Raw genomic sequence first — 14,886 nt, 5'->3', positions numbered from 1 at the left:
CGATAACGCCCTTGTCGATGAAGGAAGTATTGATATCCATTGTTCAGAGTATTGGAGAACACACATGACAAGTTTTCAAGCTGGAACTGCGGGGCAGGGTGGTGGGATCCTAGTGGCGCCAACTCCCGAGTTACCGGATGGCCGCGGCCCGCAGGGCGATATCATTCCCGTCGCTGCAATTCCCGTGGGCAGTACTTTAACGTTGTTGCTGGACACGACAGTCTGGTTGACACCGAATAATGCTGACCAGGTGGCACTGGAAGTCACAAGAACCCTGCCTCCTGCGAATCCGCAACCCTCGGATTTTACTCGACTGCCACGGGTCAACCTCGGGTCGGTGGCGAGCCGTCCTCCCAAGTTTCCGGTCACGATACCGACCGATTTTCTCGGCGAGGATGTAACGCCGGACGGACCTACACCCATCTGGGTACGGTGTGTGCTTTTTGAACGCGGTCTCAACCCGCTGACCTCGCCCATCATGCGTTTTTTCATCGACCGCACGGCACCCCGGCAAGCAAAACCGATCCAGACCGCGCCCAATCCCGGACAAAGGCCTGGTCTCAAATTACCCCCGGAAGTGTCATTTCCCAACGCCCCTGGCGATCTGGACGATACCTGGGCAGCTCTTCCGGGCAGCTCGATGGGGTTGAGGGTTGCGATCAACAATACTTATCCCAATGCTCAACCGGATGACCACGTGCGGTTGTATGTGGCTAATCAACGGACCAATCCTCCGCAGGTGGCGCCTTTCTTCGATGCTGCCATGCCCGCCAATGGTGAGGTCGTAATTCCGACTGCCGTGCTGAGGAACATAACCAGCGGCAGGGCTTTCATCTGGTTCATTATTATTGATGCTGCAGGCAACGAAAGTGCGTGGTCAGTAAGTTTCAAAAACACTCGCTTTCTGCCGTTGCCCGTATTGAGGTCACTGCGCGTACCGGCAAACGATGACGGTCTGATCGACCTGAACGATGCGCGTGCAGGTGTTATTGCCGAAGTTGATCGGCCGGTGAACGCACTCAATGATGATGAGGTGAGCCTGAAATGGGGAAACCAGCCTGCCCAGGACCTGCCGTTCGGCACCCTGAACAAACTCGTTTTCACTATTCCATGGGCCGATTTGAGCGCAGAGTATTTCGATAATCAGACCGGCCAGAATTACGAGGTACCTGTTCAGGTCAGAGCCGATTTGATGCGTAACTTAGTGTCTGTCAGTGATGTGGATACGAGAGTAAACACTGACTTCTCGACGCACCCGCCTTATACCGTCGACCCAATTGATCCACCTCCAGCCGTCAATCCCGAGTTCCAGGCGGCGATCGTACGGGGACAACCCCCTGTTACCGATAACGTGCTGGGCCCACATGATGCCAATCAAACGGCCACGATATTCATTGATACAGCACCTGCTACTCCAGGTACTACCTTTCCAGACCCGGAACCGGGTGATCTGGTCACCGCATATTATCTTGGCGATGAAGGCAAGATCGTTGTGGGGTCAGTGCCGATGGACGATCAAAATATCAATACAATTATTGATATGCCTTTGCCTTATAGCATTGTCGGTCCCGGCGGTCTGGGAGCGAAACATGTATGGTGGGAATACGAGAACCCCAACCGTAACAACATCCAAACTTCGGAAGAAACCGATGTGACGGTCAATACGGTGGTCATTAATCTTGATCCTCCAGAGTTCGTACGGCCGCCTGCAGACGGGACTTCCGATCCTTTCATTATTTGCGAAAGTCTGACCGTATTGGCCGGCGATCATATAGCCAGATTCCGCATTCCGCCAAACAGCCACTTTTTAGACGGTATGCCTGTTACCTTCAACTGGCGCGGGTTCCGGACGGATGATTATGCAACGCCGGCACCGGCCGATACGGAGTTCACCGAAACCCGAAACATTACCGGGCCTGAATTGACCGCCGGGATGATCTTTGATGTCGGGCCTTATGATCCGGTGATCCGGAATGTACCAGAGCCTCCACCCGCCACTCCGGATCCTGCAGACTTCTACGCGGGTTATGTAAAAGTCTGGTATTCGACACCGACAGTTCCTACATCCGGTGTAACGGAAATGACGATCTATTTGCTCAACGCAGACTTCCTGTACTGCGAGTCAGAGCCGGGTTGGAATCCAGGGCCATAGCATAAATGCCAGGGTTGCATTCGCCGGGAGATCATTGCTCTCCCGGCAATGCCGTTGCTCTGTCTTCGAAATGGCTGATAGCACTTCATTCGGCAGGGACGAGCCCTACCTGTAAAGAGGATTAGTCCTACATAGATGATTCGAAGTTGTAGGTATTCTCCGACGCCGCCAACGACAGGCGTCTGTGGAGCCATGCTGTGAACCGTCTTTCTCCTGTCCTGACAAATCTCAGAGAGTAGTTGTTATGAAGTTTGAAAAGATACCGGGATTGACGTTCATGAAATTTACCGGTGTGCTCACTTATGCTGTGGTGATAATGACCACTTCAGAGCCCGCTTATGCACGTAACCTTCTACCGGGAGAGGTGGCGACCGTTTCCACAGGCGCTACACCCGAAGCCTGGTTTGTTCCTGCGACCGCTACGCTCAATATCAACGGCGCCAGTGCACTGGATATTCAAGTCGGTGGAGGCGCTCTTAATGGCGATAACGCCACGACATCACAGATTGATGCCTCCGCAGGCGCTCGAGTCGGCCTTGCCGGATCTACTGTTACCAGCACAGGTTTTGAAGCTGCGCTGGCATTGACTGACAGCCTGGCTACCCTCTCGAACAGCACGCTGATCAGCCAGGGCGCTGCACTGACGCTGGCCCGGGATCTGCTGATCCCCGTGGGATCTACCGCTACTGTCATTGGCAGTACTTTGCGAGGTGGGACATTCGGTGCAGCGGTGACTTCACTCAGCACGTTGAATCTGATCAATACCCAAGTGAGCGCAACGGATGCGGACGGTATCGGGTTGGCCCTGTTTGGCGGGAATGCCAATGTAAGTGCCGGCAGCAAGATTACCGGCGATCTCAACGGGGTCACTTTCGGGCAGGACACCGTAGCCAATCCCGGCGATGTCACTGGTCAAAGTCATTTAATACTGGATGGCGCGACCGTCGAGGGGCTCAGTGGCGCGGCGATTACTGTCGATTTCGCAACACCTGCCGGTCAGCCAGTGCTGATCGATGTCAACAACGGCTCTCGTTTGATCGGGGGGAATGGCAATCTCCTCGAAGTCGTCGATGGAGCCGCTGCACAGTTCCAGGTCGACAACAGTAAATTGTCCGGCAACATCGAAGTCGCTGAAGGTGGTGTCGCCAGCGTTTCGTTGAAAAACGCCGCGACACTGGATGGCAACCTGGTCAATGTCGATTCGGTAAAGCTCGATACCCAAAGCGTTCTCTCCGGCAATATCCAGGGCACCGGTGCGGGAGCGGTGGTGCTGGACAACAATGCGCAATTCAAGGGTGCTGTTTCCGGTGTCGGCAGCATGTCGGTCAGCCGAGGTGCCGAATGGAACATGGCAGGTAGCAGTAACTCAGTCTCGCGTCTGGACATGCAGGGCGGTGCTGTGCGTTTTGGAACAGACCAGGCCTACAGTCAGCTGGATATCGCCACCTTATCGGGTAATGGTCAGTTTTTTATGCGCTCGGATGTGGGTAGTGCTCAGACGGATTTTTTGAATGTCACACAATCGGCAACGGGCCAGCATCAGTTGGTGGTGGCGGCTACCGCCAGCGAGCCCGCCAGTGGCGCGCCGGTCAAAGTGGGGAACGTCGCTTCCGGAGATGCGCAGTTTTCCCTGAAAAATGGGCAAGTCGATGTCGGCGCCCTGGCCTACAAGCTGGTAAAAGAGGGCGAAGGGCTGTTTCTGCAACCCGATGGGACCACACCGAGCACGGGTTCTCAAACCGCTCTTGCGATCTCCGGAACAGCGCCCACAGTCATTTATTCTGAGATGACCACTCTCAATACTCGCCTCGGAGACCGGCGCATGGCCGGCACTCAGCCTGGGGCACAATCGGACGGGGCATTGAGCTCGAATACTCAAGATTCGTCATCCGGTCTCTGGATTCGAACCTACGGAAATCAGTACAACGTAAAGGGCGCCTACGGTAACGGTTTCAATCAACACCAGACAGGTGTCTCGGTGGGGTTGGATCGAGCATTGCCATTTTGGGATGGTCAGTGGTTGATCGGTGTCTTTGGCGGGTACAGCAATACACGTCTGGATCTGGCGCGAGGCAGTTCCGGTACGATTGACAGCGCTTATGCAGGTCTTTACTTGACCTGGTTTGATCAGGCGACAGGGTATTACGTGGATACCGTCGGCAAGATCAACCGTTTCAATAACGATGTCAAAGTCACCTTGAGCGACGACACTCGAACCAAAGGCAACTTCGATAACCTGGGTTTGAGTGGGTCCGTCGAAGTCGGCAAGCACATTCCCTTGAACCGCGGTTATTTCATTGAGCCTTCTGCGCAAATAGGTTTGGCGGCCGTTGAGGGCAAGCGCTACCACCTGGACAATGGCTTGCAGGTAGACAGCGACGAGACTCGCTCGGTACTCGGCAAGCTCGGCATTACGGTGGGGCGTGAGCTCACGCTGGACAATGGCAGCAAGCTGCAGCCGCGCCTTCGTGCCGCCGTCAGCCACGAGTTTGTCAATAACAACCGCGTCAGCGTCAACGACACTGATTTCAATAATGACTTGTCCAGTACCAGCCTGGAATTGACCGGCGGAATGAACTGGGTCCCGACCAACAAAAAATGGCAGGTCTACGCCGAGGTTGGCACCAGCCGCGGTACTAAAGTTGACCAGGAGCTGGGGGGGAGTGTGGGGTTGAGTTATAACTTCTGAATGGGGTCGGAAATAAAAAAGGAAGCTTGAAAGCTTCCTTTTTTATTATGGGCTGTCGGCAAGTTATCTTTGGATCTTGCTGAGGTCGGTGATAACAAGAAGCTCTCCAGAGATCGGAAACAGACTGTCACCATCTGAACCGCCATGATCAAAAAAACCCGTCCACGTTGCTGTCAGGTTTTTTTCGATGTCATCGTATTGAAACGTGATGCTACCGCTTTCGGCCATGTGCAAGTCACCGTTCACCGGGTTGGAGTTATAGGTCACTCGGACATCGTCCATGTTCTTGGATAGTGAAACCGTTCCTGGCGCGGGCTTCGCGGAAAAGACAAATTCGATTGTCTGTGTCATTCCATTTTCGGTGTGCCCGGCTCTGAGCCAGTAATACCGACCATCGGGAAAGTCTTTTAACTCGAGTACAGGCACAGATGTTGAGCGAAATTCTTTGAATGGCGGGATCTTGACGTGTCTGAAGTTTGGATTGGCATCACCATTGATGGTGGCCGACAAGTACGGTTGTGCAGAAAGTGTTGGTGCGTAGGCTCGGGCTGCGAAGCTCATGAGTTTATCTCCATACAGAATGGTAAGAGTCATCCAAAGACTGACCGGTCCTACTTCTGGATGTTGTATGGAAGCTCAAAGAAGAGGCGGCTGTAAACTGTCAGAGTTGACAGGTTACAGCCGTTTATTTTTGTGATTTTTTTAGACTTCCTTAAATTCGGTTTCCATTCTGAGGTTTCATTCAAAACCGCCGAAAAAAACCTGATGATTTTGGGCAACTCAACCAAACAAGCCGGCGGCGATGTTGATTGAGAACCCCAGAATCGCCGTATTGAACACAAACCCTATCAACGACTGCGCCAGCACGATCTTGCGGATCTCCCGCGTAGCCACGCCGACATCCGCTGTCTGCACAGCGACGCCGATGGTGAACGAGAAGTACAGAAAGTCCCAATAGTTGGGTGTCGTCAGGCCTTCGGCAAAGCGCAGTGCCGGCTCCTTGCCGTCCCAGGTATAAAACAGCCGGGCGTAGTGAACGCAGAAAATCACCCCGATCAGCAGCCATGAACCGATCACCGTCAGCGCGGTAAAACCGTAGTGCAGGAGTTTGCGAGTGGTTTCCAGATCCTTGCTGCCGGCCAGCTCGACGGTAATGGTGGCCAGGCTGGCCAAAGCGGCAATGCAGACGACGAACAGCACCAGCCCGGCATTTTCATCCTCGACCTCGGCGATACGCTTGACGTCCGGCGCTTTGGCGCGGATGGTCAGCCAAAGCATCAGGATCAGGTACGTCCAGACCCCGGCGTTCCAGCCGATGAGGATTTTGCTGATGACAGATTCCGCCGGGGCCAGCAGGCCTGCGGCAAGGCCGAACAACGCGGCAGCGGAAAGGCGAGGGTGGGTGCGGGCGAGGAAGCGCATGAGGACTCGATGGGCCAGGGTGGTTCAGACACCTTAGCCCAGCGCGGCGACCTGTGGCCACCGCGCCGGGAGCGCTCGATCAATCAGGCTTGGTGAACCGGCGCACAAGCTTGATCACGACAACGAAAAAAACCGGTACAAAGATCACCGCCAATGTTGCGGTAATCATCCCGCCAATCACCCCGGTACCAATCGCCTGCTGACTCGCCGAACTCGCGCCGGTGGCAATCGCCAACGGCACCACGCCGAGAATGAACGCCAGCGAAGTCATGACAATCGGCCGCAACCGCAGACGCGCCGCTTGCAGCGTGGCGTCGATCAGATCGTGACCTTCGTCATACAGGCTCTTGGCAAACTCGATGATCAGGATCGCGTTCTTCGCCGACAGGCCGATGATGGTGATCAGGCCGACCTTGAAAAACACATCGTTAGGCATCCCGCGCAAAGTCACCGCCAGCACAGCGCCAAGCACACCGAGCGGCACCACCAGCAGCACGGAAGTCGGAATCGACCAGCTCTCATACAACGCCGCCAGGCACAGGAACACGATCAGCAGCGACAGACCGAGCAGTATCGGTGCCTGGCTGCCGGACAAACGCTCCTGCAACGACAGACCGGTCCATTCCTGACCCATGCCTTTCGGCCCTTGCGCTACCAGACGTTCGATCTCCGCCATGGCTTCGCCGGTGCTGTGGCCGGGTTTCGGCTCGCCGGAAATCGAGATCGCCGGATAGCCGTTGTAGCGGGTCAACTGCGCCGGGCCTTGGGTCCAAGTGGCTCTCACGAATGCCGACAGCGGCACCATTTTCCCGGCGTCGTTGCGTACGTGCATCTTCAGCAGGTCGTCGACCTGACTGCGACGGTCGCCTTCGGCCTGCACGACCACCCGTTGCATCCGCCCCTGATTGGGGAAGTCGTTGACGTACGAAGAACCGATGGCGGTGGACAGCACGTTGCCGAAGTCGGCGAAGGAAATGCCCAGCGCGTTGGCCTGTTTGCGGTCCACCTCCAGCTGCACTTGCGGGGCCTCGGCCAGTGCGCTTTCTCGCACGTTCATCAGGATCGGACTTTTCTCGGCGGCTTCCAGCAGTTGGGTGCGCGCCTCCATCAGGGCTGCATGGCCGAGGCCACCGCGATCCTGCAGGCGGAATTCGAAACCGCTGGAAGTACCGAGGCCGTCAACCGGTGGCGGCAGCACCGAGAATGCCATCGCGTCCTTGATCTGGCTCAGGGCAATGTTGGCACGCTCGGCAATGGAGCCGGCCGAGTCGTCGCTGCCGCGATGCGACCAGTCCTTGAGTGTGGTGAAGGCCAGCGCGGCGTTCTGCCCGCTGCCGGAGAAGCTGAAACCGAGAATCACCACGCTGTCACTGATGCCCGGTTCGCCGTTGTTGTGCGCTTCAAGCTGTTCGGCGACCTGCACGGTACGATTCTTGGTCGCGCCCGGTGGCAACTGGATGTCGGTGATGGTGTAACCCTGATCTTCGACCGGCAGGAACGAAGAGGGCAGGCGCGCAAAGCACAGGCCCAGGCCAACCAGCAACACAACGTAAATCAGCAGATAACGCCCAGTGCGTTTCAGTGCGTAACCGACCCAGCCCTGATAGCGATCGGTCAGTTGCTCGAAGCGGCGGTTGAACCAGCCGAAGAACCCGGTCTTCTCGTGATGCTCGCCCTTGGCGATCGGCTTGAGCAACGTTGCGCACAATGCCGGGGTCAAGGTCAGGGCAAGGAAGGCCGAGAACAGGATCGAGGTGGCCATCGACAGCGAGAACTGCCGGTAGATGACGCCCACCGAACCCTGCATGAACGCCATCGGAATGAACACTGCCACCAGCACGAGTGTGATGCCGATGATCGCGCCGGTAATCTGCCGCATCGCCTTGCGTGTGGCCTCTTTGGGCGACAGGCCTTCGGTGGCCATGATCCGCTCGACGTTCTCCACCACAACGATGGCGTCGTCCACCAGAATGCCGATGGCCAATACCATGCCGAACATGGTCAGCACGTTGATCGAGAAGCCCAGCGCGAGCATGGTCGCGAAGGTGCCCATCAGCGCCACCGGCACCACCAGCGTCGGGATCAGCGTGTAGCGGATGTTCTGCAGGAACAGGAACATCACCGCGAACACCAGCAACATCGCCTCGCCGAGGGTGTAGACCACTTTGGTGATCGAGACCTTCACGAATGGCGAGGTGTCGTAGGGGATCTTGTACTCCACACCGGTCGGGAAGTAGCGCGACAGTTCATCCATCTTCGCCCGGATCAGCGTTGCGGTGCTGAGGGCGTTGGCGCCCGGCGACAGTTGCACGCCGACGGCGGTGGAAGGCTTGCCGTTCAGGCGCGTACCGAACTGGTATTCCTGGCTGCCGATCTCGACCCGCGCCACATCCTTGATGCGCACGGTGGAGCCGTCCGGATTGGCCTTGAGCACGATGTCGGCGAACTCTTCCGGCGTCGACAGTTGTCCCTTGACCAGAATCGTCGCGGTGATTTCCTGAGTGCTCGGGTTCGGCAGATCGCCGATGCTGCCCGCCGAGACCTGAGCGTTCTGCGCGACGATGGCGGCATTGACGTCGGCTGGCGTCAGGTTGAAACCGATCAGCTTCTGCGGATCGACCCATATCCGCATCGCCCGTTCGGCGCCATACAACTGGGCTTTGCCAACGCCGTCGATGCGCTTGATCTCGTTCATCACGTTGCGCGCCAGATAATCACTCAGCGCTACGTCATCGAGCTTACCGTCGCTGGAGGTCAGGGTGATCAGCAGCAGGAAACCGGCAGAGACTTTTTCCACCTGCAAACCTTGCTGGTTGACCGCTTGCGGCAGGCGCGACTCGACCACCTTCAGGCGGTTCTGCACATCAACCTGCGCCAGTTCCGGGTTGGTGCCCGGCTGGAAAGTGGCCTTGATCGTGGCGCTGCCGAGGCTGCTCTGCGATTCGAAATACAGCAGGTGATCGGCGCCGTTGAGCTCTTCCTCGATCAGGCTGACCACGCTTTCGTCGACGGTCTGCGCCGAGGCGCCCGGGTATACGGCATAGATTTCGATCTGCGGCGGCGCGACGTCGGGGTATTGCGCCACCGGCAATTGCGGGATGGCCAGCGCACCGGCCAACAGGATGAACAACGCGACGACCCAGGCGAACACCGGGCGGTCGATAAAGAACTGCGGCATAGAAGAGCGTCCTGCTTACTGACCAGAGGTCTGGGCAAGTGGAAGAGGGGTGTCATCGATCTGCACCGTTTCGCCGGGGCGGGCGTGCTGCAGGCCTTCGATGACCACGCGGTCGCCGGCCTTCAGGCCGCCGGTGACGATCCAGCGGTCGTTCTGCACCGCGCCGAGCTGAACCGGTTGCAGGGCGACGCGCATCTGATCGTCGACGGTCAGCACTTGCGCCACACCGGCGCTGTCACGTTGTACGGCTCGTTGCGGCACGGTGAGGCCATGCTGGATCACACCTTGTTCAAGACGCACGCGAACGTAGCTGCCGGGCAGCAGATCAAGGTCCGGGTTGGGGAATTCGCTGCGCAGAACGATCTGCCCGGTGCCCGGATCGACCGTGATGTCGCTGAACAGCAACTTGCCCGGTAGCGGGTACAGACTGCCGTCATCCTGAATCAGCGTGGCCTTGACCTGATCCTGACCGACCTGCTGCAACTGGCCGGAACGGAAGGCCCGACGCAGCTCGTTCAATTCACGGGTCGACTGGGTAAGGTCGGCGTGGATCGGATTCAGTTGCTGGATCAGCGCCATGGGCGTGGTTTCGTTCTGACCGACCAGTGCGCCTTCTGTCACAAGCGCACGACCGACACGGCCGGAAATCGGCGCAGTGACGGTGGCGTAACCGAGGCTCAGCTTCGCGCGCTCGACGGCAGCCTTGTTGGCGGCAACGTCGGCGGCGGTCTGCCGGGCGTTGGCGCGGGCGTTGTCGTAGTCCTGAGCACTGATGGCCTTGTCGTCGATCAACTGGGCGTAGCGCTGCTCCTGCAGTTTTGCCTGGAACGCATTGGCCTCGGCTTTGCGCAGGGCGGCTTCGGCGCTGTCCAAGTCGGCCTTGAACGGTGCCGGGTCAATGCGGAACAGCACGTCGCCCTTTTTCACGTCGCTGCCTTCGCGATAGGTGCGTTGCAGCACCACGCCGGCGACCCGGGCGCGGACCTCGGCGATGCGCGGCGCGGCAATGCGTCCGCTCAGTTCGCTGCTGATCGACAGGGGGCGCGCCTCAAGGGTTTCGACCCGCACGGTGGCCGGTGGCGCCTGTTCCTCAGTGCTCGAGGATTTACCACAGGCACCCAGCGTCAGCGCCAATGCGATCAGGCCGAGCCCGGCCAGCAGATTCTTCGACATGTACAACCCCCAATATTGATCTGCGCATCCTACGGACAGTCGCCGAGGGTAGCGGTGAAGCTTTGTAGGCGCTGTGTGAAATTGTGTAAGGGTTTTGCTCAGGGACGAGTGAGGGCGTATATCCTTTACGCCTTGAAATTTATTGCGACAGATAAAGCATCGCGAGCAGGCTCGCTCCCACATTTGGAATACAGTCCTTGTGGGAGCGAGCCTGCTCGCGATAGCGGATGATGAGTCGCCACAGCACTTTCTGGATCATCAATGCCCAACATCCTCCTGGTCGAAGACGACACCGCCCTCGCCGAACTGATCTCCAGCTATCTCGAGCGCAACGGCTATTCCGTCAGCGTGATCGGCCGAGGCGACCATGTGCGCGAACGGGCGCGGCTCAATCCGCCGGACCTGGTGATTCTCGACCTGATGCTGCCGGGCCTCGATGGTTTGCAGGTCTGTCGTTTGTTGCGCGCCGATTCGGCGACGCTGCCGATCCTGATGCTCACTGCCCGCGATGACAGCCATGATCAGGTGCTGGGCCTGGAAATGGGCGCCGACGATTACGTGACCAAACCCTGCGAGCCACGCGTCCTGCTGGCGCGGGTGCGCACATTGTTGCGTCGTAGCAGCCTGGGCGAGCCGATGACCGCCAACGACCGGATCCTGATGGGCAATCTATGCATTGATCTGTCGGAACGCACCGTGACCTGGCGCGAACAGCCGGTGGAACTGTCCAGCGGCGAGTACAACCTGTTGGTGGTGCTGGCCCGTCATGCCGGTGAAGTGCTCAGTCGCGACCAGATCCTGCAACGCCTGCGCGGTATAGAGTTCAACGGCACCGACCGCTCGGTGGACGTGGCGATTTCCAAGCTGCGACGCAAGTTCGATGATCACGCCGGCGAGGCGCGCAAGATCAAGACCGTGTGGGGCAAGGGTTATCTGTTCAGCCGTTCCGAGTGGGAATGCTGAGTCGATGTTCAGAATCCTGTTTCGCCTATATCTGGTGACGATCGTTTCCTACAGCGCGGCAATCTATCTGGTGCCGGATCTGGTGGTGATGGCGTTCAGGGATCGCTTCGTGACTTACAACCTCGACTATTCCCGGGGCCTGCAATCGCTGATCACCAAACAGTTTCGCGCGGTGCCGCAGGATCAGTGGCCGGCGGTTGCCGCGTCGATGGACAAGGACTTCCAGCCGCTGCACATCGTCCTCGCCCGTATCGATAACGCTGATTTCACCCCGATCGAGCAAGAGCGCCTGCGCCGTGGTGAAAACGTGGTGCGCATCGGCGACTGGGGCTGGCGCACGCTGGCGGTGACGCCGCTGAACGACCAGGTCGCCGTGCAAATGGTGGTGCCGCCGGACCCGATGGACGTGAACTTGCTGTACTGGAGCATCAACGTTCTGATCGGTGCGAGTTTACTGGCGTGCCTGTTGCTGTGGTTACGGCCGCACTGGCGTGATCTTGAACGCCTGAAGGGCACTGCCGAGCGCTTCGGTAAAGGCCATTTGAGTGAGCGTACGCAAATTGGCTCGAGTTCGAACATCGGCAGTCTGGCCAACGTCTTCGACACCATGGCCGGCGACATCGAAAACCTGCTCAACCAGCAGCGTGATCTGCTCAACGCGGTGTCCCACGAACTGCGTACGCCGCTGACCCGACTGGATTTCGGCCTGGCGCTGGCGCTGTCCGATGATTTGCCGCAAACCAGTCGTGAACGCCTGCAAGGTCTGGTGGCGCACATTCGCGAACTGGATGAGCTGGTGCTGGAGTTGCTGTCCTACAGTCGCCTGCAAAATCCGGCGCGTTTGCCGGAACAGGTCGAAGTGTCGCTGGACGAGTTCATCGACAGCATTCTGGGCAGCGTCGACGAAGAACTGGAGTCTCCGGAAATCGTCATCGATGTGTTGCTGCACAATCAGCTGGAACGCTTCTCCCTTGATCCGCGCCTGACTGCCCGTGCAATTCAGAATCTGCTGCGCAACGCCATGCGCTATTGCGAAAAACGCATTCAGATCGGCGTTCAGGTCTGCCCGAAGGGTTGTGAGATCTGGGTGGATGACGATGGCATCGGTATTCCGGAGGATGAGCGGGAGCGGATTTTCGAGCCGTTTTATCGACTGGACCGTAGTCGGGACCGCGCTACTGGCGGGTTTGGTCTGGGCCTGGCCATCAGCCGTCGGGCGCTGGAAGCGCAGGGCGGGACGTTGACGGTGGAAGGTTCGCCGTTGGGTGGGGCGCGATTCAGGCTTTGGTTGCCGACCCCGACGTGAAGTTGCTCGCTCCCCCGATCGTCGTGGGAACGAGCACCAGTCAGAGCAATTCAGTGGATTGAATCAACCCGACCCCGGCCACCTGCATCCGCTCGATCGCCGATGCCAGCGAGCCGTTCATGTCGATCGCCCGGCACGCATCCAGCACCACAAACGTATTGAACCCCGCCGCCCGCGCGTCCAGCGCGGAGAACATCACGCAGAAATCCAGCGCCAGGCCGACCATGTACACCGTGTCGATGCCGCGCTCCTTCAAATAACCGGTCAGCCCGGTGGTGGTCGCCCGGTCTGCTTCCAGAAACGCCGAATAGCTGTCGATGTCCGGATTGCAGCCCTTGCGGATGATCAGTTGAGCGTGGGGCAGATTGAGTCCCGAATGAAAATCGGCACCGTGTGTGCCCTGAATGCAGTGATCCGGCCAGAGCGTCTGTTCGCCATACGGCAGTTGGATCACGTCGTAGGGCTGACGGCCGGGATGGCTTGACGCAAATGAAGCATGACCCGCCGGGTGCCAGTCCTGAGCAATGACCACTTGCTTGAACTGCTCGGCGAGACGGTTGATCAGCGGAACGATCCGGTCACCCTCGGGCACGGCCAGTTGGCCGCCGGGAATGAAGTCGTTCTGTACATCGATGACCAGCAATGCAGTACGCGGTGAAATCGTCATGTAAGGGTTCCTCCCTGGATAATCACTGGCCAAGCATAGTGACAGGCTGGCTCATGTGCTCAGCCGCTCTTTAAACATTTTCGCCAGACCTTCCAGCTCGGCGGCCGGGTTATGCCCGATCAGCATCCAGGCATGCTCACGTTCGGTCCAGTACACCACGTTCATCCCGTGCCGGCGCTCATGGGCCAGCGGCTGGCTGCCGCTGTTGGAGCGGGTAACGCACAGTGCGAGCGGGCCGTGGGCGGCATCGAGCCAAGTCATCTGTGCAATCGGCACGCCGTCGTATTCAAGCAGCTGCGCACGTTTGAACTGCGCACCGGGCAGTTTCAGCTTCGCGGGCGACAGGCTCAGGCCCAGCCGTGCGTCGACGGTGCGCAATTGCGCCAGTTGCGAGGCTTCGTCGGTGGCCAGATGTTCAAGGGTTTGCGGTACATACAACGCCATGTAATCGCCCACCAGCTCGCGCCAGCTATGCGATTGCCGCGCTTGCCAGCCGAGGAACAATCGATCCGCCGCGACACCTGCGAGCGCCACGCCCGCTGCTGCCGCGCCGATGAACCAGCGACGGCTGAATCCGGGCCGTTGCGGAGAGGGCGCGGCATCCAGTCGGGCTTGCAAACGATCGAGCGGTGCCTGTCGGGCCAGCTCGTCGTAGGCGTCGCGATAGGGCAGGTTGCTGCGGCTCAACCACTGCACGCGCAGGTTGAGCAGCGGATCGTCGGCGATGAGGCTGTCGAGCTGGCTGCGTTGTTCGCGGTCCAGTTCATCGTCCAGATACGCCACCAGTTGCTCGTCGGAAGGCGTATTCATTGCCGGTCTCCTGCGGGGGTGTTCGGTACCGCATGTAGCGGCGGGTATTCCGCCAGTTTCAGGCGGGCGGTGGCGAGGCGACTCATGACGGTGCCGATCGGCACTTGCAGGATGTCGGCGACTTCGCGATAGGACAGACCCTCGACGTAGGCGAGATAGACCGTTTCGCGCTGGGTTTCCGGCAGCGCATCGACGCGGCGGATCACCTGCGCCGCCATGACGTGGGTCTGTGCGGCGTATTCGCCGTCGAATGTCAGCTGGCTGTCGGCGTCCACCACGCCCTGGCCCTGGCGCACCCGGCGGGCGCGCACTTCATTGAGCCAGATCGAATGCAGAATGCTCAGCAGCCAGCGATCCATGCGCGTGCCGGCCACGTACTGGCCCGAACGTTCAAGCGCCCGTACGCAGGTGGCTTGCACCAGATCCTCGGCCACGTGCCGGTTGCGCGACAGCAGCAAACCGTAGCGCCACAGGCGCGCCAGGTGTTGTCCGAGTTCGGCTCTGAAGGCCTGTTCGCTGAAAATGT

The 14,886-nt window shown here is 58.8% G+C and carries 11 protein-coding genes; 4 read left to right on the top strand and 7 right to left on the bottom strand.

All coding sequences use genetic code 11. The features are described 5' to 3' along the window. Nucleotides 1-64: 64 nt before the first annotated feature. Together M5B98_RS02895 and M5B98_RS02890 are read left to right on the top strand one after the other, a co-directional pair. Nucleotides 65-2,152 carry a hypothetical protein gene (locus M5B98_RS02895; protein WP_248741753.1) on the top strand — a complete coding sequence of 696 codons (2,088 nt, stop codon included), beginning with the start codon at nucleotides 65-67 and terminating at the stop codon, nucleotides 2,150-2,152. A 244-nt stretch (nucleotides 2,153-2,396) separates the two neighbouring features. After that, a complete protein-coding gene (locus M5B98_RS02890; RefSeq protein WP_248741752.1) occupies nucleotides 2,397-4,841 on the top strand; it encodes an autotransporter outer membrane beta-barrel domain-containing protein in 2,445 nt (814 codons plus the stop codon). Between the two features lie 63 nt (nucleotides 4,842-4,904). On the opposite strand, the gene M5B98_RS02885 is transcribed toward M5B98_RS02890, so the two are convergent. The 4 genes from M5B98_RS02885 to M5B98_RS02870 all read right to left on the bottom strand — a co-directional run bounded on the left by M5B98_RS02885 (nucleotide 4,905) and on the right by M5B98_RS02870 (nucleotide 10,614). Beyond that, nucleotides 4,905-5,402 (bottom strand): hypothetical protein, encoded by a 498-nt coding sequence (locus M5B98_RS02885; RefSeq protein WP_248741751.1) that lies wholly within the window; start codon nucleotides 5,400-5,402, stop codon nucleotides 4,905-4,907. A gap of 219 nt (nucleotides 5,403-5,621) precedes the next feature. Then, nucleotides 5,622-6,263 carry a DUF1345 domain-containing protein gene (locus M5B98_RS02880; RefSeq protein ID WP_248741750.1) on the bottom strand — a complete coding sequence of 214 codons (642 nt, stop codon included), beginning with the start codon at nucleotides 6,261-6,263 and terminating at the stop codon, nucleotides 5,622-5,624. A 79-nt stretch (nucleotides 6,264-6,342) separates the two neighbouring features. Then, complete coding sequence (locus tag M5B98_RS02875; protein ID WP_248741749.1) at nucleotides 6,343-9,441, bottom strand: efflux RND transporter permease subunit; 3,099 nt, start codon at nucleotides 9,439-9,441, stop codon at nucleotides 6,343-6,345. Nucleotides 9,442-9,456: 15 nt separating this feature from the next. Further along, nucleotides 9,457-10,614: an efflux RND transporter periplasmic adaptor subunit gene (locus tag M5B98_RS02870; protein WP_248741748.1), complete on the bottom strand. Its 1,158-nt coding sequence runs from the start codon at nucleotides 10,612-10,614 to the stop codon at nucleotides 9,457-9,459. 261 nt (nucleotides 10,615-10,875) lie between these two features. Here M5B98_RS02870 and M5B98_RS02865 point away from each other — a divergent pair, with 261 nt between their 5' ends. After that, nucleotides 10,876-11,577 (top strand): response regulator transcription factor, encoded by a 702-nt coding sequence (locus M5B98_RS02865; RefSeq protein ID WP_007960391.1) that lies wholly within the window; start codon nucleotides 10,876-10,878, stop codon nucleotides 11,575-11,577. Nucleotides 11,578-11,581: 4 nt separating this feature from the next. Beyond that, nucleotides 11,582-12,883: an ATP-binding protein gene (locus M5B98_RS02860; protein WP_248741747.1), complete on the top strand. Its 1,302-nt coding sequence runs from the start codon at nucleotides 11,582-11,584 to the stop codon at nucleotides 12,881-12,883. Between the two features lie 40 nt (nucleotides 12,884-12,923). Here the strand turns inward: M5B98_RS02860 and pncA are convergent, their stop codons facing one another. The 3 genes from pncA to M5B98_RS02845 are packed head-to-tail and all read right to left on the bottom strand — an operon-like array spanning nucleotide 12,924 to nucleotide 14,842. Continuing rightward, entirely contained in the window at nucleotides 12,924-13,550 is a 627-nt protein-coding gene (gene pncA / locus M5B98_RS02855) for a bifunctional nicotinamidase/pyrazinamidase (RefSeq protein ID WP_248741746.1), read from the bottom strand. Between the two features lie 51 nt (nucleotides 13,551-13,601). Beyond that, nucleotides 13,602-14,360, bottom strand: a complete 759-nt coding sequence (locus tag M5B98_RS02850) for an anti-sigma factor family protein (RefSeq protein ID WP_248741745.1) — start codon at nucleotides 14,358-14,360, stop codon at nucleotides 13,602-13,604. Beyond that, a complete protein-coding gene (locus M5B98_RS02845) occupies nucleotides 14,357-14,842 on the bottom strand; it encodes an RNA polymerase sigma factor (protein ID WP_412548532.1) in 486 nt (161 codons plus the stop codon). The genes M5B98_RS02850 and M5B98_RS02845 overlap by 4 nt, the downstream gene beginning before the upstream one ends. Nucleotides 14,843-14,886 lie beyond the last annotated feature (44 nt).

Source organism: Pseudomonas sp. MWU12-3088 (assembly GCF_023242405.1).
Lineage (GTDB): Bacteria > Pseudomonadota > Gammaproteobacteria > Pseudomonadales > Pseudomonadaceae > Aquipseudomonas > Aquipseudomonas kribbensis.
This window is presented reverse-complemented; position numbering and strand designations above follow the sequence as displayed.